Annotated in this window: 23 protein-coding genes; 11 read left to right on the top strand and 12 right to left on the bottom strand. The window is 58.1% G+C overall.

Going from position 1 to position 17856, the window contains the following annotated elements; translation table 11 throughout:
* The first annotated feature begins 192 nt into the window (after positions 1–192).
* From FSO04_RS46445 to hfq, 3 genes are all read left to right on the top strand, one after another.
* Positions 193–333, top strand: a complete 141-nt coding sequence (locus tag FSO04_RS46445) for a hypothetical protein (protein ID WP_166618241.1) — start codon at positions 193–195, stop codon at positions 331–333.
* 174 nt (positions 334–507) lie between these two features.
* A complete protein-coding gene (locus FSO04_RS24965) occupies positions 508–744 on the top strand; it encodes a hypothetical protein (RefSeq protein WP_154563508.1) in 237 nt (78 codons plus the stop codon).
* 481 nt (positions 745–1225) lie between these two features.
* Positions 1226–1474 carry an RNA chaperone Hfq gene (gene hfq / locus FSO04_RS24960; protein WP_233464975.1) on the top strand — a complete coding sequence of 83 codons (249 nt, stop codon included), beginning with the start codon at positions 1226–1228 and terminating at the stop codon, positions 1472–1474.
* 57 nt (positions 1475–1531) lie between these two features.
* Here the strand turns inward: hfq and FSO04_RS24955 are convergent, their stop codons facing one another.
* Together FSO04_RS24955 and FSO04_RS24950 are read right to left on the bottom strand one after the other, a co-directional pair.
* On the bottom strand, positions 1532–1795 hold the full coding sequence (locus FSO04_RS24955) for a helix-turn-helix domain-containing protein (RefSeq protein ID WP_154563505.1): 264 nt from the start codon (positions 1793–1795) through the stop codon (positions 1532–1534).
* Between the two features lie 192 nt (positions 1796–1987).
* Entirely contained in the window at positions 1988–2365 is a 378-nt protein-coding gene (locus FSO04_RS24950; RefSeq protein WP_154563502.1) for a hypothetical protein, read from the bottom strand.
* A 337-nt stretch (positions 2366–2702) separates the two neighbouring features.
* Here FSO04_RS24950 and FSO04_RS24945 point away from each other — a divergent pair, with 337 nt between their 5' ends.
* Positions 2703–4037 carry a tryptophan leader peptide gene (locus tag FSO04_RS24945; protein ID WP_154563499.1) on the top strand — a complete coding sequence of 445 codons (1335 nt, stop codon included), beginning with the start codon at positions 2703–2705 and terminating at the stop codon, positions 4035–4037.
* Between the two features lie 88 nt (positions 4038–4125).
* On the opposite strand, the gene FSO04_RS24940 is transcribed toward FSO04_RS24945, so the two are convergent.
* From FSO04_RS24940 to FSO04_RS24930, 3 genes are all read right to left on the bottom strand, one after another.
* Positions 4126–4353 (bottom strand): hypothetical protein, encoded by a 228-nt coding sequence (locus FSO04_RS24940; protein ID WP_154563496.1) that lies wholly within the window; start codon positions 4351–4353, stop codon positions 4126–4128.
* A 59-nt stretch (positions 4354–4412) separates the two neighbouring features.
* A complete protein-coding gene (locus FSO04_RS24935; RefSeq protein ID WP_168435826.1) occupies positions 4413–4730 on the bottom strand; it encodes a DUF1488 family protein in 318 nt (105 codons plus the stop codon).
* Positions 4731–4909: 179 nt separating this feature from the next.
* Positions 4910–5116, bottom strand: coding sequence for a hypothetical protein (locus FSO04_RS24930; protein WP_154563493.1), 207 nt, complete (start codon positions 5114–5116; stop codon positions 4910–4912).
* 374 nt (positions 5117–5490) lie between these two features.
* Here FSO04_RS24930 and FSO04_RS24925 point away from each other — a divergent pair, with 374 nt between their 5' ends.
* The 3 genes from FSO04_RS24925 (at position 5491) to FSO04_RS47675 (ending at position 8712) form a co-directional block, all read left to right on the top strand.
* A complete protein-coding gene (locus tag FSO04_RS24925) occupies positions 5491–6306 on the top strand; it encodes a class I SAM-dependent methyltransferase (protein WP_154563490.1) in 816 nt (271 codons plus the stop codon).
* A 255-nt stretch (positions 6307–6561) separates the two neighbouring features.
* Entirely contained in the window at positions 6562–8094 is a 1533-nt protein-coding gene (locus FSO04_RS24920) for a competence protein CoiA family protein (RefSeq protein ID WP_154563487.1), read from the top strand.
* Positions 8095–8463: 369 nt separating this feature from the next.
* The gene (locus tag FSO04_RS47675; RefSeq protein ID WP_154563484.1) at positions 8464–8712 is read left to right on the top strand and encodes a hypothetical protein; all 249 of its coding nucleotides are present in this window, start codon (positions 8464–8466) and stop codon (positions 8710–8712) included.
* A gap of 70 nt (positions 8713–8782) precedes the next feature.
* Here the strand turns inward: FSO04_RS47675 and FSO04_RS24910 are convergent, their stop codons facing one another.
* The 3 genes from FSO04_RS24910 to FSO04_RS24900 form a co-directional block, all read right to left on the bottom strand.
* Complete coding sequence (locus FSO04_RS24910) at positions 8783–9781, bottom strand: H-NS family nucleoid-associated regulatory protein (RefSeq protein WP_154563482.1); 999 nt, start codon at positions 9779–9781, stop codon at positions 8783–8785.
* A 930-nt stretch (positions 9782–10711) separates the two neighbouring features.
* Entirely contained in the window at positions 10712–11383 is a 672-nt protein-coding gene (locus FSO04_RS24905) for a DUF429 domain-containing protein (RefSeq protein ID WP_154563479.1), read from the bottom strand.
* Positions 11384–11533: 150 nt separating this feature from the next.
* Positions 11534–12361 carry an ArsB/NhaD family transporter gene (locus FSO04_RS24900; RefSeq protein ID WP_233464974.1) on the bottom strand — a complete coding sequence of 276 codons (828 nt, stop codon included), beginning with the start codon at positions 12359–12361 and terminating at the stop codon, positions 11534–11536.
* On the opposite strand from FSO04_RS24900, the gene FSO04_RS49025 reads away from it, so the two are divergent.
* Entirely contained in the window at positions 12275–12508 is a 234-nt protein-coding gene (locus FSO04_RS49025) for a diguanylate cyclase domain-containing protein (protein ID WP_154563470.1), read from the top strand. The two genes, FSO04_RS24900 and FSO04_RS49025, sit on opposite strands and share 87 nt — an antisense overlap.
* Before the next feature lie 26 nt (positions 12509–12534).
* Here FSO04_RS49025 and FSO04_RS46910 read toward each other — a convergent pair whose 3' ends face one another.
* The 3 genes from FSO04_RS46910 to FSO04_RS24875 form a co-directional block, all read right to left on the bottom strand.
* Positions 12535–12756 carry a hypothetical protein gene (locus FSO04_RS46910; RefSeq protein ID WP_174825308.1) on the bottom strand — a complete coding sequence of 74 codons (222 nt, stop codon included), beginning with the start codon at positions 12754–12756 and terminating at the stop codon, positions 12535–12537.
* 360 nt (positions 12757–13116) lie between these two features.
* Positions 13117–13380, bottom strand: coding sequence for a DUF4148 domain-containing protein (locus FSO04_RS24880; RefSeq protein ID WP_154563467.1), 264 nt, complete (start codon positions 13378–13380; stop codon positions 13117–13119).
* Positions 13381–13884: 504 nt separating this feature from the next.
* Positions 13885–14112, bottom strand: coding sequence for a hypothetical protein (locus FSO04_RS24875; protein WP_154563464.1), 228 nt, complete (start codon positions 14110–14112; stop codon positions 13885–13887).
* A 472-nt stretch (positions 14113–14584) separates the two neighbouring features.
* On the opposite strand from FSO04_RS24875, the gene FSO04_RS24870 reads away from it, so the two are divergent.
* Positions 14585–14803, top strand: a complete 219-nt coding sequence (locus FSO04_RS24870; RefSeq protein ID WP_154563461.1) for a hypothetical protein — start codon at positions 14585–14587, stop codon at positions 14801–14803.
* 378 nt (positions 14804–15181) lie between these two features.
* Complete coding sequence (locus FSO04_RS24860) at positions 15182–16486, top strand: MFS transporter (RefSeq protein ID WP_154563458.1); 1305 nt, start codon at positions 15182–15184, stop codon at positions 16484–16486.
* Between the two features lie 264 nt (positions 16487–16750).
* Here FSO04_RS24860 and FSO04_RS24855 read toward each other — a convergent pair whose 3' ends face one another.
* Positions 16751–17083, bottom strand: a complete 333-nt coding sequence (locus tag FSO04_RS24855) for a DUF2442 domain-containing protein (RefSeq protein ID WP_154563456.1) — start codon at positions 17081–17083, stop codon at positions 16751–16753.
* A gap of 253 nt (positions 17084–17336) precedes the next feature.
* Between FSO04_RS24855 and FSO04_RS24850 the strand changes: the two genes are divergently transcribed.
* Positions 17337–17843: a PRC-barrel domain-containing protein gene (locus tag FSO04_RS24850; RefSeq protein WP_154563454.1), complete on the top strand. Its 507-nt coding sequence runs from the start codon at positions 17337–17339 to the stop codon at positions 17841–17843.
* The last annotated feature ends 13 nt before the right edge of the window (positions 17844–17856 follow it).

The following is a 17856-nucleotide window of genomic DNA, read 5'->3' as shown; positions in this document are numbered from 1 at the left end:
GATAAACACATGCGTTCCCGACGCCGATAAGGAGTCGCCATGCCGGACTGTGACAGTTACCCCATATGCCGCTCACTTTTACCTTTGCCTAAGGGAAGCGAGTAGACGTTCGTCGCCGCGCATGATGCGCCCAAGCTCCGAGTCTGCTGGCTTTCCGCGAATCACATTAAACCAAACGCTCGGAGAAATATCATGAACTTCGGTCTCCTCGTGTCGCAACTGCCCCACGTCCAGGAATCGCGCGTCCACTACGACGCCATGCTCGCACTGCAAACCCGCGAACCGCACAGATTCGCCGCATTCTGGCAGCGCCTCAAAACTCTCGTCTCATAGTTTTCAGCGATGATTCGGCACACGCAAGAATGTCAAGTACGAGCTAGTGCAACTGGCAGACAGCGAGTGCTGAATACATCTTGACGTCCGCGTCGTCATCGCAACGACGACGACATGCATGCGGGCAATTGACATACAACGTGCAAAGCATCTGCGCCAAACAGGAGGTTGGCCATGAAGATTATTGAACGCAACGATGCACCCGAAGCAGTCCAGTGTTTGAGTGCACATGAACTGGCGACGCTCCTGGTGCTCCTTCAAGCACCTTGCGATGCGATGGCGGCGACGCCGGACGTAATGGCACTTCGCGATGCCGGCTTCGCCAAACTGGTTGACTCTGGACAAGGCACAGCCAGGTTCGCGATTACAAACGAAGGAAATGCCGTACTGCGGGTGCTGGGCGCTGGTTGATTTGGTGCCTAGCCGTACACGGACGTCGGACAGAAAAGGCAGCCACAATCGGAGAGCATGCAGTGAAGTCGCCTGATAGAAGCCGAAAGGGTACGAGTCCCTACACGCTCCAAGACGTCGATATCGTAATCACCCATCTCGAGCGGGTCCTAAGTTCGGAAGGAAGCCATTCGTTATTCCCTAAAGCCTACTGGCAGGGTCGAATTCTTCAGGCATGCGCGACGCCAGGGCTCACGCGAATCCAGCAGGAACGACTGCAACGATTGCTTCACCGCATCGCCGCACGCTATGGGTAAACCGCAGGTCTGACAATGCATTCAACCAACCGCTCGAAGGATGCGTACCACTGCCGACACACGGGCGAGATAGCGGAAGCGCGCCTCGATGCCCTCGAGTCGCAGTAACACACTTCCTCTGGACTGACTGGCGGCTTCAGGTGTCGCCGGTACAATGGACGGACCTATCGCATTGACCTCAGAACGTGACTACACACCCGTGCGTACAAGACGACTTTCTGCAGACGCTCGTAAAGGACAAGACCACCGTAAACGTATTCCTCGTGAACGGCATCAGACTGAGTGGTCAACTGGCCGGCTTTGACCAGTTTGCAGTTCTGCTGGAGTCTGGTCCAGGCGTGCAACTTGTTTTCAAACATGCGATTTCCACCGTGATGCCGGTCAATGGCAAGAGCCCGGCACCGCGAGCCGACCGAGGTGCCGTCGAGTGGTGACAAGTCGAACCACTTGCGAGGTCGCGTCCGACGAAAACTGCCATGACACGCTGTTGCCTACGCCTGACCTGCGCATAGCCAGGCGACATCCACGTCGAGAAGTTCAGACAGGCGCTCGCAATCCGTGCTCTTCGGAACGGTAACTCCGGCGCGCCAAAGGGTCACGTCATCTTCCGGTACGCCGAGAGACCTGGCCACCCGACTGGAAGTAACCTTTGCGCGCTTGATGGTCATGTCCAGGCGTGCGGCGAAGGCCCGCCTTGAACTGTTGTTTTTGCGAGTGCTCTCCAGATGTGCATCTAAATTCATACGACGATTCATGGCGTGCAATGCTCCATGTGACTTCATGCCGACCAAACCTATGTGTTTCACGCTACGAATGTATGACGCGGCGCCAAAGCTGATGCTTGCGGTCGAGCGCTAGCGCCCGGACAGGCGTGTCGTTCGCGTAAGCTTCAGTGCATCGAAACGCCCCTTGCTGCACGTCGTCCCCGCGTCGCGATAAGCCGACGTTCAGTCGATGGCAATCGACACGGATGCAGTTTCAGCTATCGCGTTCACGACTAGCAGTCGCGTAGCCGCTTTTCTCGAGTGAAGTAGCAGCGCAATAAAGACGCTCACCCGACGAAGAGTATTTCGGAACACTTGCTCGAAGGTCCACTCCCGATTGTCATCACCCGCTTTTGTCGCCAGCGGGTCGAGGAAGTTCCACTGGCAGAACACGGACTCTCCTGGAAACAGAGGGACGTGCTGTTCCGCGACTTCGTCACACATCGCGATGATGACCGCCGGGCGACAGCGCCAACGCAATGAAGGGCGCAGAAGAATCCAGTGGGTCGCCGCGAGAAAAAGCGCTTCTTCACAAAGTGCCCCGGCAGTAGGCCGATTCAACTGACATCTCAACCGTCACGTCCTGTAATTTCTGTCTTTTGCAGTTCCTATATCTGCCGGCGCTCGGAGAGCACCATCGCGCAGCCCAACGCTGAGTAAGTCGCACTCGAGACAGGTAATACTTTCTTTCTTTTTCCACGTTGACTCGACCAAAGTGGCTAGGTAAGTTCGTTGACTCAGAGTTACCGCAGGGCAGTAGTCGATGGACGCAGGCTATGAAACAACCAGAGAAATTGAAATCGAACTGAATGATTCACGCTATCGAGGCCGGTATCGCGTCATGAGCGGTACGGTCATCGTCTACTACGAGAACGAAATCTAGTGTGCCGACTACGGCATGAATGGCCTGAAATCGACCGTTGAGGAAATCGTGGACTGGAAGTTCTGGAACAAGACAAGCTCGCCTGCTCCCGGTGCGTCCGAACGGCCAACCGACACCTATGAGGCGTTGCGGCATCTGCTTGGTATGCTGATGCAAGCAGACACGCCGCCTTTTTCGAACTGGCACGCACCTGATATGGTGTTCGCGCCCAACGTTGAGAACGTCGCGCAGAGTGCGACGAAAGGCTATCTGCTCGCCCTCTGGTTCTGGGTCTTTGCAGAAAAGCATGGGGTGGTCGCCGCGAGAATGGCTCGCGACACGTTTTGCCTGCTCGCGGACGAGGCTCAGCCGGCCACGGGTGACGTTCTCGACAATCTGATTGAACTGGAAAATCGCCTTATCCAGTCATTCGACGCGACTCCGATTGAACAACGCAGCTTCGTACAAAGTGGCCAGATGGTGACGCTGCCAATGGAGTTTTTTCTGGCAACAGGCTTCCTGCTTCAGTCCCCTGACTCGCCTTACCATGGTCGCTCGGGTGTCGACTTCGAGGGCAACGACATCAAGCTGGCGGGTTGCCTTCGCAGTGCCACTGAGGAAGCACTGCCGCTTTTCAAACCGATGGTACAGGCTATCCAGGGCTTTGACGCCCGCACCCTGCCACGGTGGAAATGGAGCGCGGCGCAGGGTGCCATGGAGCGGCATCTGCAGCGGCGCTATAACAATCCCCTGTTTCCCCTACATCGCCAGGTTGTCACCTCAAGCGACGTCTATGCAGCGCGTGTCGCGGATTATGAGGCGCTGGCTAATATTCGCAACGAACTCGCTGAACTCGCCCGGGAGTTTTACGGACTCACAGAGTTGGCCGCCGACTGGCACCCACTTCTGAACGGGCTGAGAGAGCGGTTGGACAAGCTGGAAGACCATCGTCTGATGGCGGGGGGCGAAAACGAGTCGCTCGGAGGCGCAATCGCAGAACTGCGGGGCAAGGTCATGGACGTCTGGCGCTCGGCGCTTCACAACAATGCCCGCCATCTCGCCGCACTCGAGAAAGCCGAGACCGTTCAGCGGGAACGCCATGCTGCACTATTTGCAACCGACTGGATGCGCCAGCTACGCAGTCACGCTTCGCCGATACCGCCGCAAGAAGTCGTCGCAGCGCTTTTGAGTGACTCGCCGACAGAAATTGAAAGAGCGGTTGCCGCACTGCAGACCGAGCCACAACTGCACAGCACGCTCGAAAACTGCCGCTCGTATGCACACAGGCTGGTGGCAGAAGTCCGCACGGGGAGCCATGCCCTTCCCGACATTGACGAAAAATTGCGCATCCTCGACGGAGACTATTCCTGAGCAATCCGCAGCCACCATACACCTACAGTGTGCATGGCATTCGGGTCACACATCAACAAGCCCGACGGCCTTCGCCATTGCCGGCGCGTTACTGAGGCGGCGAGTTGGCCATGAGGCGGTCGAATTCTTCGCGCGCGCTGAGCAGTTCCTGCATCGCCGCAGCGAACCTCGCGAGCTCCAGCGTCGATGGCTGCGCGCGTGGGGCGCCGCCGAAGCGCTTTTCTAGTACAGCAGACGCGGCCTGCACTTCGCGCGCCGCGACGGCAATGCGCTCGAGCGCAATGGCTTCCAGCGAGAGCGTGTTTCGTGTCGTCATGTCTCTGTCAGCAATTCGGCTTCCGCCGCAATCTCCTGGCCGATTGGACATCCCCGTGTTTAATTCGTTTTCTGCACGCACGCAGCCCGGCCGCTACGGCGCGCTACATCCGCCCCCCCGAAATCAGCGGCGGTCAACACAATCCGTTCGCCGGAGTGCGCAAGTATCTTCCTTTCTGCGACGGCCATGATGCGTTTGCGGCCATCTGTGAACGCCGTGAGAATGCGTGTATCGCTGGCTCCCGGTTGCACCCAGAAGTGCTGTTCAAGCGCTTCACGTGAGGCGGAACACTCGACTTCACGTCCTTGAATCGAGAGCATAAAAATCACGCTTGTGCTGTCGGGTGCCACGCTCGGCGCAAGTTCAATGGCGTCCACGGTCAAGACTCGTCAAATTGATTGGTGTGCTACCTATGTCGTACTGGAGACCCGATAAAAATCTCAACCTAAAGCGATGAAAGGCGTCGCGCGTCATTTGTCTTATATTTAAACGAAACGTGCTCACGCGCGCGACAGCCACGGCTGGCGCCCCGACGCTCGCGCAGCGTTTCACGACGCTAATTCGGTGGAAACACGTTCCAGTAACCGTCGTCGTGCTGGAAGAAGAACAACGCGTGCGAACCCGTCGGTAGCCAAGTCTCCACGCACACGTAGCGGGCTCTGCCTGAGCGGGTACGACCGAACGCGGTCACGTGCACTGGCGTGGTAGGGGTGAGCCATTTTTCCACTTGGTATCGCAGTGACTGCGCCTTTACGTCTTTCATCTGCTGCTCCCGTACACCGGTACTTTCGCAACCCATTCGCCAGATACAGCGAAAATGCCGACCAGGAACCGGTGCCTCGATGTTCGACGCCATTTTCCCGCGCCGCATCGAGAGCTTCAACAACCACTTTAACCATAGCGCCAAAAGCAAGCAACAGCGTATGCTTCAGCAAGATAGCAACAAAAAGAAGAGTAGCCCATAAGCGCATGTTCGGCGGCTCTGGACGACGATTGTTGGTGCGCTGCACCACACAGTTGTTTGGCCTTAGTTGGCCAGCCTGGATTGTTCCCCGACAGACGGACATACGCCTCTCACGGAGAACACGAAGGCCTGCGCTCCAACACGTAAAGGCATCAAACGGGTGGGAGGCAAGCATGGGACAAGTCGACTTCAGCACATTCGAGCATCAGGGCTGGGAGAGGGTCGCTCAGCCCTATCACACGTATTTCGGTGATTTGACCACCCAGTCGAACCCCGCGATGCTCGAGGCGCTTGGCATTGGTCGTGGCACGCGCTTTCTCGACGTCGCATCCGGCCCTGGCTACCTCGCTGCTGCAGCCGCGCGCCGTGGCGCGGACGTCGCTGGTGTGGATTTCTCGGTCGCGATGGTGGAAAAGGCACGACGCGTCTTTCCGGGACTCGAGTTCCGCGTAGGCGATGCGGAGGATTTGCCGTTTCCCGACGAAAGCTTCGGCGCGGTGGGTATCAGTTTCGGGATGTCGCACTTTCAGCACCCTGAGCTTGCGCTCGCGGAGGCGTTTCGCGTGCTGCAACCTGGCGGCAGAATTGCCTTTACGGTCTGCGCGACGCCGGACAAGGCAGTTGGCTTCGCTATGGTGTTAAGGGCAGTCGAGGAGCACGGGACGACCGATGTGCCAGTGCCGCCGGGACCACCCTTCTTTCGCTTCAGCGACTGGCAGGAGTCAAGGCGCGCGTTGCTGGACGCCGGGTTCGTCCAACCGGACGTACACGAAATGGACCAGACCCTGGTGCTTCGTGCGCCGGATACACCGTTTCACGCGCTCATGCGCGGTGGCGTCCGAGTTGCCGCGACGCTAAACGCCCAGACGCCGGCCGCGCTGGCGTTGATTGAACGGGCCGTCGCGCGCGACGCAGAGGCATATCGGAACGATGTCGGGGAACTACGGGTTCCCATGCCCTGCGTCTTGGCTTCCGCACTCAAGGCCTAGTCCCACCGAAAAATCGTGCCTCGAGCTAACCACTTTAATTTACAGGGGAGTCTGGCGCGTCATCGGCAGCTACGGTGAGGATGTCTGGTGGCTAACTTTCGCATCGACCAACGTCCGGCAATCGCTGACTAAAATCGATTTCGAATCGAGGAATCGAACACTATCGCGGCAGACAAAATTTTCGTTTGTTGCACAATTGCGGTGCTACACCCTTCGCGTGCCGAGTAATGTCGACAACAATTGGAACCAGAACCAATGCCTGCTGATTCCCTAACGATTGGGTTTGCGCTTTTCGAGAATCGACTGGTCGCCGCAGCATCGCTCACGCGGGGAGACACCGGCCCTTTCTTCTGCCCGGCCTGTCGAGGCAGAGTTTTTGCGCACCTGGGCGATATCTACCGATGGCACTTCAAGCACCAGCGCAAAGCGGCGTGTGCTTCCTCGACTGGACTCACGGCTGCCGAGACAGCGCTACACCTGATGGCCAAACAGATACTCTGCGAAGCGCTCTACATTCGCACGCCCGCCTCTATGCTCCGCGCTGAGACGCGAGCCGGCACACTTGAAGTCTGCGTCGCCCCTGAAGGCAAAGTCGAGTGGACGGAACAAGGTCGGGCCGAAGCGCAGCTCGGTACGCTCAGGCCGGATTTCCTCGCGCATACGACGGAGGGTCCTTTTATTGTCGAGGTGCGCGTTACGCATCGCGTCGATTCAGAAAAGCGCGGCGCCCTTTCCGCGTTGGGCATACCGGCTATTGAACTGGACCTCTCGCGCGAAGAGCGGCTGCAGTCTATCGAAGCCCTGCGACATACGGTCCTTGATGCCCTCCACAACAAGCACTGGCTGGCGCCTCCGCGCCAAGCGGCGGCACAAGCGGAGCTGGACGCCCTGCTATTTGAACAAGCATGCAGGCAACGACAAGCCGAAGCCGCACATACCGACGAGTCCGAAGACCAGGAGCTATTTTCGCTCTGGTCGCAAGAGGACATAGAGTACCGTCATGCACAGCTCGCTGAAGACGAGACGGCTTCCGAACGCGAAGAGCGCTACGCAGCTCAGCGCGCACAGGCCGCCAAGGCAGCGCCCGTTTACCGCGCCGCCACCGTCGAACAAAAGGTAGACTTCCTCGAAGCCAAGCTGCAGCGTTACTGTCAAGACTGGCCGCCTGAATTTCTTGTTGGGGCCGAACTCGGCTTTGAATACGGCGTGCCACCCTACGTTTGGCGTGCCGATGTCTTCCGTCACTTCGCATTGGGCGGTGTCGCCTTGATGGAGCGGCCCGACATTGAAATCGATGCCGTCGTAGCATGGCTTACGCCGCGCTATGACACCGCCCTTACCGACCCTCGGTATATTGCTGAGGCTGTGCGCGCATTCTGCGAGATGCTCGCAGGTGCCGGTTATCTTGCTGCCCGAGACACCGGCTTTGCGGTGATGCGGGATGTACTGCCGCTCAATGTGATGCCGGCTGAAAATTTCTCATGGCGACGCGAGTACCCGTCAGCGATGCTTGTGCAGTGGGCAGCGATTCGGTCCGGCGTGGCGATGCCACTCTGGGTCCAAACGCGCATTGCCTACATCTTTTGCCAACGCGCCCCCTCCCTGTCTGTTCTCGATTTCGCACGGAGCTTGGCTGCCTCACTGGCGCAACCACTCGAGCGTGTTCTGGACTTCCTCCTCGCCTTGGATGTCGCGAAGAGCAGCGGTCCCGGACGGGCGCGAGTTTCCGTCACCCCACTCCATCGGGCTAACGCTGGGCAACCCGCCACTACGCCTCGCACAGGTTAAATCCTCATCGCGTGAATCATCAGTCGTGTGCGTCCAATACTTCAACGCAGCAACCGATGTGGATAACAACTATAGGCCGATTGCGTAACCGCGAATATCGACGCTACGGCAACTTACCTTCCTATAGACCGTTGCAGTGCCGCTGAAGAGCGAATACCTCGCTGACGAACAACGGCGCACTTTTCTGTCCGACTCGGACCAATTCATTACGAAGGCACGACCGCGTAAGGACAGGTCACGACCGGCGAAAAGGACGCCGCGCACAAATCCTGATATCGCTCGCGTCGCGACGCTGTACGAGACTGCCCGAAGGGCGGACAACGCCGGAAGGCGCCACATCCGAAAAATCCAACCTCAGAGTGTCTTCGAATGAAAGCTAGCCCGATACGAATCACCTTGATTGCAACAACGCTAGTCTTCGCAACGGCAGGCACGGCAAACGCCGCAGGCTGCCTCAAGGGCGCGGTGGTAGGCGGGGTCGCTGGGCATTACGCGGGGCACCACGCCGTCGTTGGTGCGGTCGGTGGCTGCATGGTCGGCAGGCACCTTGCGAAGCAGCACGCTCAAGAGCAGGCTCAACAGCAAGCCGCCCAACGTCAAGCAGCGCACGCGCAATAAAACGTCGTCGGCTTGGTGTACCCGGTGGAACCAGAAAATCGCTGGTCCACCGGGCACCTGGTAACTACGTTTAGGTCGTCAACTCGGCGCCAGACTCGACTGTGGCCACCGGAGCGGGCACAGCCACGCTCTTGCGCGGCGCTTTTTCCGCCGGCGCCTTCTTAACCGGAACCTTCGCGCTCGCAGCCTTCTCGGCAACCACTTTCTTCACCGCAACCTTCTTCGTCGGTGCGGTCTTTGTCGCCGCAACCTTCTTGACGACGGCTTTCTTGGCAACTGCCTTTTTGGCCGAAGGTTTCGTCTTGGTCGAAGCACTCACATCGGCCGCCGCACCAGCGCCATCAATCAAAAAACTCGTCCGGTCTTTTGCTGCAGCGAGCCACGCCGGAGCCGGCCCACGTCCGCTCCACGTTGCGCCCGACTTGGGGTCAAGATAGAGCGCCGGCCGCGGTCCTTTCCGTTCGCCTTTGCCCGCAGTTGCACCGGTTGCCTTCGAAGCCTTCTTGGCCACAGTCTTGGCTTTGCTCACAGCACCTGCGCTCGTCGCAACTGTCGCTTCGGCACTACCTGCAATCAGGAATTTGCTTCGGTCCTTGACGTTAGCAAGCCAAGCCGGAGCGCGGCCATGTCCGGTCCATGTCGCGCCTGATTTGGGGTCTTGATACATCGCCGGCTGCGGACCGCGAACATAAGCTCCCACCGACTTCGCCGCCTTGGCAGGCAGCGGCTTCACTGCGGCCGCAGCCGCATCGACCAAGTATTTGTCGCGGTTCTTGGCAGCCGCAATCCACTGTGGCGCGCGCCCGTGCCCGGACCACGTTGCGCCGCTTTTCGGGTCCCGGTATTTGGCAACAGACGTAGCGGGCTTCGCGGCGGTCTTTGCCGCCGCGGGTTTCGCGCGCTGCTTGCCGCCAGCGTGCGCGTCAATGTCAGCGGTGGTCAGGCCGTGTTTTGCCATCAACTCGCGAATCTTTTCGATGACGCCCGACGATTGCTTTGCCATCAGCGCATCCGCCTGTGCCTGCAGTTTTTTCATCTTCGCCTGCACTGCTTCCAAAGTTGTTGCCATCAGGTGACCTCCGTATGATTGTGGCCGCAATATGCCACGTTCGCGCTAGAAAAGGCTAGCGCATTGACTAAAGCGGCGTATCACCAAAAATCACAACACTGCGTCGCCGCGCTCCATACCCGTCACTTCGGTCCGCTCAAGGCTTGTCCTTGCCGCGAACATTACCTGGTGGTTCCCCGCTACTTCCACCGCTCCTCCCTCTGCGTCGGAAGAGAGCGCCGAATCCAACGGCGACAAGCAAGGCCGTCATCAGCCCGGCGCTCATGCCGCTTGCGCTACGGGATTCACTTGCGCTAGAAGGAGCAGAAGCGGCCGTAGGCGAAGAGGCTTGAGTCTCGACAGGCTGCGGAAGCGCCACGCCGGCGGCACTCCCTTGATGCACAAGAGATGCTTCCGATGTCGGCAAGGCGTGGGATGCGGGAAGGGCGATTGCGTCTGAAGTAGGTCCGACAGGGGCCATTGCAGTAGCCGAGGCGATAACCGGAGCCACTGCAGCGCGGGAAGTGGTTTCGACGGACCTGGCTATCACCGCCCACCGAACAAATACGCCGTCGATGCAGTGGACGTCAGTGCAGGCGTTCCGCGATTGCCTCCACCGAGCGAGTTGTGCGGGCGAGAGTTTCCCACTGCTCAGCAGAGCCTGCTGTTGCGCGAAGATATCTTCGTACTCGTTGTTCAGGATGGCGTGGTCGCATATGACGCGCTCAGCCGGTTGTCGCGTGGTTGCACACTGAATATCGTTCGCCCATGCCGCGGTCGAACCAAACGCTGCCATTGACAGCAACAAGACCAAATGTCGTCTCGGATACACCAGTCCTCCTGGAATGTGATTGCCGCTATTACAACTGCTGTCGCCTGTGAGGGAACTCAAGTCTGTGCCTAACGGACTCAAGGGACACATGGCGCCGCTATTGCATCAGCCGTATTAGTTCAGTCGTGGGAAAGGTCTGAACTAACTCGCCTATCGTGAACAGCGGGAGTAGGCACCACGATGAATCCCCCTAGCTCATCGCCGTACGCTTCGACTCTTCCGTCAAGTAGATAATTTGCCGTCAACGCGCACAGCGCCGCATCAACGTCGTCGATAGACCTCAGCGACGTTGTTTCAACTCCCTCATGTTTGAGGATTTCCCGCCGCTGAGTTCCCTTTTTTTTTGCTGACGCGACTTCTTTCCCAAGGTAGGCGCAAGTTATCGCGTGGGGAAACGTCTCGAAACACACTCGGTCACCGATTTCTTCACCATTCTTGAAAAGAGGAAAGTGTGGGGCGAATGCGTCATATACACGCTCGCCGTTGAACATCCACCCGTAGAATCCGCTTTTACTGGACATGGCCATTTCGCGAGTCGGTGTGGCAAACGAAAAGATTCTTTGTTGAGCAAGAGACTTCTCAGCTTTCCTGCCGCCCTCGCCAATTCGCCACCTACAGGGTGCGTCAATGCCCACAGCTGCTACCTCAAATTCGAAGCATTTTTCGAGCATATGCTCCGGCGCTTCTTTGCGGAGGTTGCACACAATTTGGGTACCACGCAGGATAACCAGATGATTCCCCTTCCGTTCTCCGCCAATATCAATCCCAGCTACAGCTCGTTGTGACCTCATAATTCTCCTTCCTTCAACGAAGCGCGCCTACCTTGGTAGCAATAAGCCGCTGTTTAATTCGTCGAGAACACAGCCGCTGCCGTGTCGGCACGCAGTCGGCCGGCCGTGCACAACGAATCCGCGCCCGGGCATCTGCGACAAAGTCTGTCGTCATTCCAGCCCACGATGCCACGAACGGACGGTATAGCGAACCTGCCTTCTTCTGCCGTGCCTCCATCTGGAGGTTACTTGAACCGGAACCCACGACGACAGGCTGAGTTCTGGCCACGCCCCGCTCATCATTGCGACCGAGGCGAGCGCGGCGATTAGAGCCGGCGTGGCGACTACGATTCCGAGTTTCAGGAAGGAAAGCGCACTGACTTCGATGCCGTCACGCCGGAGCGCATTCAACCAGAGAATGGTGGCCAGAGACCCTGTAACCGCCAGGTTCGGACCGAGGTCGACGCCTATCAGGGCTGCGCTTGCAACCTGCGTCGGTGCATGCGCGGTAGCGAGGGCTGAACCGGCGATTAGACCGGCAGGAAGGTTGTTGATGAGATTGCTAGTCAGCGCGACCGCGGCCCCTGACCACCAACCGGCGTGTGTGGCCGAATGCTGGTAAGCGGCGTGCAGGACCTGGGCAAGGCTGTTAATGACGCCGGTTCGCTGAAGCCCCTCAACGAGCACGAAGAGTCCCGCGACAAGCGGGAGCACCGCCCAGGAAATTTCGGCGAGGTGGGCGAAAGGTTTCTTTCGGTTCTCATGGTTGATGTTGACTACAACAAGGCATACAACGACCAGTACGGTCATCAGGCAGGGGTTGAATGCCTGCGCGTTATCGCTTCGGCGATTTCTTCGGCGGCCGGTCGTGCATCCGATGTGGCAGGTCGTTACGGTTGAGAGGAGTTCGCCTTGATTCTGCGCAACACGGATGTTGCGGGCGGACGAGTTTTCGCCGAGCGGATTCGCGAAAAAATCGAAAATCTCCGGTTGCCCCACACGTTCAGTCCATTTGGTTTGGTTACTCTTAGTATCGAGGTCGCCGCGCAACAGCCGACGGACACCACTAAGCCATTGGAACTCGTCGAAACAGGAGACCGGGCTTTATACGCCGCAAAGAAAGCAGGTCGAAATCGCGTTTCATGAGCCGGCAGTAACATACCTCCGCCGGGTCATCTCCTCTGACAGCTACCCGCGCCCCTTAATTCCATTGGATTAAATTCAACGCGAAACGTGAGCGACCGTATTGAGTCCGACAAGGAGAACGTGTCATCGGCCGCCACCATGGCCGCCTCCGCCACCATGCCCCCCTCCGCCACCATGGCCGCCTCCGCCTGCATGCTCGCCGCCGCCTCCATGTCCGCCGTGCCATTCACCATGCCAACGGTCGCCATGCCAGTGATATCCGCCCCAACCTCCGCAGCCGCCCCAATTACTGCAGGTTCTGTACCCCGCGCCGTAGACGGGATAGCCATACACCGAATCGTATGGCTGGGCGCCTCCATATCCTGGTGCGACCGCGCAACCAACCAAGCTCGCTGCCACGCCGAGCAACGCAATCAACTTAATCACGATTTCCTCTCGAATGACGCTGAGGGCGAACCGTGAGAAAAGGCCGGCCGCCGTCGTTGCTAACAACCAAAGTTCGGAAGTGCCTGATGGGCATGCGTACTCTTTCGAATACGCCAGCAGACGGCCGCCCAATCAGCGTTAAATCCTGAAGCGAATAGCTAGGTGTAGGGCCTTAAATTCACTTACTGGGCCTCTTTGGAAGCCTCTTTCACTGCAGCATCTTCGGGATGCGCGATTGCGTAGAGCTCTTTGTTTCTTGCGATGGTGTCAGCGCTCGGAGGATACTCAAACCGCTTGTAGGGCAACAATCCATCTCGCCAGGCCTGAACAAGTTCCTCATGCACCTGCTCCCGGGTCTTGCCCTGGCTGGCCTGCGTTTCTTGCGCCGCCACCAGGCCCGTTGCAGCAAGGGTCACTACACCGAATGCAAATGCTGGCCACTTCATCACGCTCTCCTTGACTCGCCGAAAACAGCCGGAAAGACAAGTATGGAGAGATGTCTCTTGCGTCCGGATGAACGCGAGATTACAAATGAGACATGAACGGGAACACTCATTCCGTCTTGACTGAAGCCCCGATGAGGAGAAAGACGATAAAGCCGACGAAGAAAGTGGCAGTGGCAGCCGTGGTTCCCGGGACGTCGCGACCGGCTTCCAATCCGTCAGGCACATCAGCGGTATAGGGTGAGCGAGAGGCGACAAACGCGGTGAGCGATGCGACTTCCTCGTAGCCGCAGCAAGCGCTTGACGTGCGGCATTTGTACGTCCGTTTTCGTCCATGCTTTCCTATTCGTCCGGAATGCGTCGACCAGGAAGGAAACCTTTCGCGCCGCGGTCATACCGCGGGAACACCGCTAAACTGCGGATTCGTGAACGTGCTCCCGGTTGAGTCGTGGGATTGTTGCGTCTTTTGCATTTCAGAAATGCAGCGCTTATGAAGCGAGTATTGCGCTAAGCTATCCCCGCATCGCAGTCGCCAGTGGCATTGCATCGCTCGTCCGACACGCCCTTACTGCCATCTGGATTTCCATGAAACACGTTCTCAAGAAAGCTCTTGCTGTTCTGCTCGTAGCCGCATTCGCTGCCCCGGCGGTGTCTTTCGCCGACATGCATCGCGACGAAAGACACGCCCCTGTGCGGCATCATTACCAACCTCACCATCATCAGTTTCACCAGCACTACCGCTCGCATAGGTAAGCATCGCGCGCCAGCAACACAGGCTCCGGTAGAGAACGGTTTTCCCTGGATGGGCAAACCGTTTGTTGGCTTTACGATTTATGTCTTGAGCGTGCCTCTTTCTTTCCGGATGTGCCCGCATGTAACTGGTCACGCCCGGCTATTTGTCGTGCGGTTGACCCGTATGACGTCATCCTGAAAAAGCGATGCGCGCCGCACGGGAGCGACCGTGGAGGCGTAGATAACAGAATCGTAATTTGCCGGTCAGCGCATGGTTAGTATTGAACGGTCAAGATTAACTACGGGTTCCGACCTATGGCGGTCCCGCATCGCCACCCCCATTGCGGGTAGAGACATCATGAAACTCGTTGCATGCAACGGACATTTTTAACGAGCCAGGCTGACGGAGCGCAGAGTTTCGCCTTGTCGCTGGTCGACTCGGTGCGCCGCAGAGTCTGGTCACAGGAGATTTAGTATGAAACTAAGTGCCAGCACGTTTGTGCGACTGCGCCGTCTCGCTCCGGTTCTCGATGATGTACTCAACTCGTGCGAAGTCGAGCACGCCGACCAGGCAGTGGACCTTGCTTCACTTGCCCAGCTATGCTCGCAGCTGTTTGACACGTACCACAGCCAACACCCGGGCCAGATTGCGCAGATAGCGCAAGCGCGACTCGAAGCCGTTGAGTTGCTGTAACGCGCAACCTCTGGACTGGCGGCGGGTTCAGGTATGGGCATCAAGGTCGCACCAGACGATTTCTGGACCGGTTACTCCAACCTTGCGTACATTAGCGGTTTCCCATCAGCACGCTAAAGATTGACAAGTCCTTCGTCGACGATATCGAAGAAGACGAAGACACCCGGGCACTCACCCAAGCTGTCGTGTCGCCCGGCAAAGCGTCGCGTCTGGATGTGCTCGCTCCTCGCTTGCGTCGGCGATTCGACAACTGACCTTTCACGAGACAGACAGCGTGAAATCAAATTCTTCAGTATGCTGCCCGATGCGCGTCCGGCAATCGCGGTCCTCGCAGGACCTGCGGGTGCGAGCAGATAACTCCCAAAGCATTAAGAGACAATGAACGCTACAATCCTGAATCCCAGTATCGACCGGGACAAGTTGGAATCCCTCGCTTACTCCAAGGTCACCTGGCGTCTTCTCCCTTTTCTCTTCCTCTGCTACGTGGCAGCGTATCTGGACCGCGTCAACGTTGGCTTCGCCAAACTGCAGATGCTCAACGACCTGAAGTTCAGCGACACAGTCTATGGCCTTGGTGCTGGCATCTTCTTTATCGGTTACTTCTTCTTCGAGGTTCCCAGCAATGTGTTGATGCATCGCTTCGGCGCCCGCTTGTGGATAAGCCGAATCATGATTACATGGGCGGTTATTTCGTCCGCCACGCTTTACGTGTCAACGCCAACCTCGTTTTATATATTGCGCTTTTTGCTTGGCATTGCCGAAGCCGGCTTCTTCCCCGGTATCGTTCTCTACCTGACCTACTGGTATCCGGCCGAGCGCCGCAGTCGTGTCAATGCGCTTTTCATGATGGGCATCCCCGTTGCAGGGGTCATCGGCGGCCCGCTGTCGGGCTGGATTATGCAGGCATTCAATGGCGTTCATGGCCTCGCAAACTGGCAATGGCTCTTCCTGCTGGAAGCCATCCCCTCCATCGTTCTTGGCGTCATCACGCTCATCTATCTGCCGAATGGGATTCGCGCCGCAAAGTGGCTCACGGAGCCGGAGAAGAAGCTTCTTGAGGAGAAGATTGCGCAGGACGGTGCTGGAAAGCTGCACGCCACAGTAGGAAGTGTCCTCGGCAACGGCCGCGTGTGGTTCATGGCCGCCATCTACTTCTGCTGCATGATGGGTCTCTATGGCGTGGGCTTCTATTTGCCGACGCTCATCAAGGCTGCCGGAGTGAAGGATGTGCTCGACGTTGGCATGCTGACCGCCATTCCTTACGGATGCGCGATTGTTGCCATGCTTCTGATTGCGCGAAGTGCGGACAGGCTGCGCGAGCGCCGCTGGCATTTTGCGGCCGCCGGCCTCATGGCAAGCGTGGGCCTCCTGCTTGCAACGGTCTTTGGTTCGAATGTTGAACTTGCGATGATTGCCCTGTCGCTCGGAACGGCGGGCGTACTCGCAACGATGCCAGTCTTCTGGGCGTGGCCGAGCGCCATGCTTGGCGGAAGCGCAGCGGCTGCGGGCATCGGGCTAATTAACTCGGTGGGCAACCTCGCCGGCTTCGTCAGTCCGACCATCGTCGGCTGGATGAAAGATGTGACGAACAGCACCAACGCAGGCATATACGTCATCGCCGCAGCCCTCTTCGCTGGCGCGTGCCTCGCGTTCCTTCAGCCGCGTGAAGTCCAGACTCGATAGACACTGACACTCATAATGAGCAAATCGGCAAAGTCGAGTTCCTGTTCACTGTCGAAATATCGCCGGCCGGTCTCCGCGTCGCGCCAGCGTGGCCCGAAAAGCGACAAGCAGACGCCATGAGCCTGCCGGGAATGGCGCGCTTTGGCGAAGGGACGTCATTGTCCCGAGAAGAATTCTCGTCTGCTATGCAGAGTATCGACCGCGTGAGCAAGGATAAGAACTGTCGCCACGGCTATGAGTTCATAGGTTGCCGAATGTTCTGTATCAATCCAGACGCCCAAATACAACATTGAAGAACCGGTTTCTTGATTCTCCAATCAGAACCGCCGCATTCGCTTGCTCCTGCGTTTCCCGGGATGCGGCAGCCACCGTTTCGGGCCGGTATGAAAGCAGCGCGGGAACGTTCACGTCCTCATCGATTTCCGGCCAGAACAACTGCTGTCGGTCCAGCGAAATGGCAAAATGCTCGCGTTCCGTTGCCGTCGCCACCTTCAGAACAGGAAACCAGTTCAGTGGGAATCGCACGGCCTGACCGTCGGACAGGTTGAGAAACAGATGTGTATTGTCGAAACGCAGGTCAACTACGACGCCGTGCATGGTCACCTCCTGAGCGGGAAGCATCTGAACGACAGACTGTCACAGGTTGCGCTCAACAAAAAACGCCGACAAGTAAGTTGCCCCCCGGCATCGGGATTGAAGTGGGGTGTCCTCTTCACCTTGGGGGCAACCCATTGATGGCGATAGCAACGCCGCCCCCTCGAAGCTCTCGCAATGGCCCCACTTCTGCCGCCGCCGGCTCGGGAACACCGCTTGCGCGCCACTGGTGTACCTTTTTCGAAGGAGGTAAATCATGGGCTCAATCAACCCGCAAAGTGGCACCCAACTCGGAGCCGGCATCGTCGGCGGTGGTATGGGCGAGGGGCCGGGGCCGGATGTCATGGCCGCAGCAACGCTCGATGGAAACAAGGTCGTGTCCTCTGATGGCGAACACGTGGGGAAGATTTCGGACATCATGCTGGACGTCCGGAACGGACGCATCGCCTATGCAGTGCTTTCTGAGGGAGGCTTCCTCGGAATGGGTTCTAATCTGCACGCCATCCCGTGGAGTGCATTAACTCTCGACACGGACGAGAAGTGCTTCGTCGTGGACATTGCCGCACAGCGCCTCAAGGACGACCCGGGTTTCGACAAGGACCACTGGCCGACGATGGCGGATGCGAAGTGGGGAGAGTCAACGTACAGCTACTATAACCGGCAGCCGTACTGGTTAGCGACCCATGAAGTGGTGGAAAACGACCCCGCCGTCCGGCTAGAAGCGCTGGACAGTGACCCAGTCGTCCGGCCTAGAGAGCACTGAAAACACTACTATG

The sequence above is a fragment of the Paraburkholderia madseniana genome (assembly GCF_009690905.1).
In the GTDB taxonomy this organism is placed as follows: domain Bacteria; phylum Pseudomonadota; class Gammaproteobacteria; order Burkholderiales; family Burkholderiaceae; genus Paraburkholderia; species Paraburkholderia madseniana.
The sequence above is the reverse complement of the archived record's forward strand: the minus strand, read 5'-3'. Positions and strand labels throughout refer to the sequence as shown.

Bases quoted from the DNA above. Each gene is read 5' to 3' on its own strand.
- FSO04_RS46445 (WP_166618241.1), top strand. From the start codon at position 193: ATGAACTTCGGTCTCCTCGTGTCGCAACTGCCCCACGTCCAGGAATCG.
- FSO04_RS24965 (WP_154563508.1), top strand. From the start codon at position 508: ATGAAGATTATTGAACGCAACGATGCACCCGAAGCAGTCCAGTGTTTG.
- FSO04_RS24955 (WP_154563505.1), bottom strand. From the start codon at position 1,795: ATGAATCGTCGTATGAATTTAGATGCACATCTGGAGAGCACTCGCAAA.
- FSO04_RS24945 (WP_154563499.1), top strand. From the start codon at position 2,703: ATGAATGGCCTGAAATCGACCGTTGAGGAAATCGTGGACTGGAAGTTC.
- FSO04_RS24940 (WP_154563496.1), bottom strand. From the start codon at position 4,353: ATGACGACACGAAACACGCTCTCGCTGGAAGCCATTGCGCTCGAGCGC.
- FSO04_RS24930 (WP_154563493.1), bottom strand. From the start codon at position 5,116: ATGAAAGACGTAAAGGCGCAGTCACTGCGATACCAAGTGGAAAAATGG.
- FSO04_RS24925 (WP_154563490.1), top strand. From the start codon at position 5,491: ATGGGACAAGTCGACTTCAGCACATTCGAGCATCAGGGCTGGGAGAGG.
- FSO04_RS24920 (WP_154563487.1), top strand. From the start codon at position 6,562: ATGCCTGCTGATTCCCTAACGATTGGGTTTGCGCTTTTCGAGAATCGA.
- FSO04_RS47675 (WP_154563484.1), top strand. From the start codon at position 8,464: ATGAAAGCTAGCCCGATACGAATCACCTTGATTGCAACAACGCTAGTC.
- FSO04_RS24910 (WP_154563482.1), bottom strand. From the start codon at position 9,781: ATGGCAACAACTTTGGAAGCAGTGCAGGCGAAGATGAAAAAACTGCAG.
- FSO04_RS24905 (WP_154563479.1), bottom strand. From the start codon at position 11,383: ATGAGGTCACAACGAGCTGTAGCTGGGATTGATATTGGCGGAGAACGG.
- FSO04_RS46910 (WP_174825308.1), bottom strand. From the start codon at position 12,756: ATGGCGACCGTTGGCATGGTGAATGGCACGGCGGACATGGAGGCGGCG.
- FSO04_RS24880 (WP_154563467.1), bottom strand. From the start codon at position 13,380: ATGAAGTGGCCAGCATTTGCATTCGGTGTAGTGACCCTTGCTGCAACG.
- FSO04_RS24870 (WP_154563461.1), top strand. From the start codon at position 14,585: ATGAAACTAAGTGCCAGCACGTTTGTGCGACTGCGCCGTCTCGCTCCG.
- FSO04_RS24860 (WP_154563458.1), top strand. From the start codon at position 15,182: ATGAACGCTACAATCCTGAATCCCAGTATCGACCGGGACAAGTTGGAA.
- FSO04_RS24855 (WP_154563456.1), bottom strand. From the start codon at position 17,083: ATGCACGGCGTCGTAGTTGACCTGCGTTTCGACAATACACATCTGTTT.
- FSO04_RS24850 (WP_154563454.1), top strand. From the start codon at position 17,337: ATGGGCTCAATCAACCCGCAAAGTGGCACCCAACTCGGAGCCGGCATC.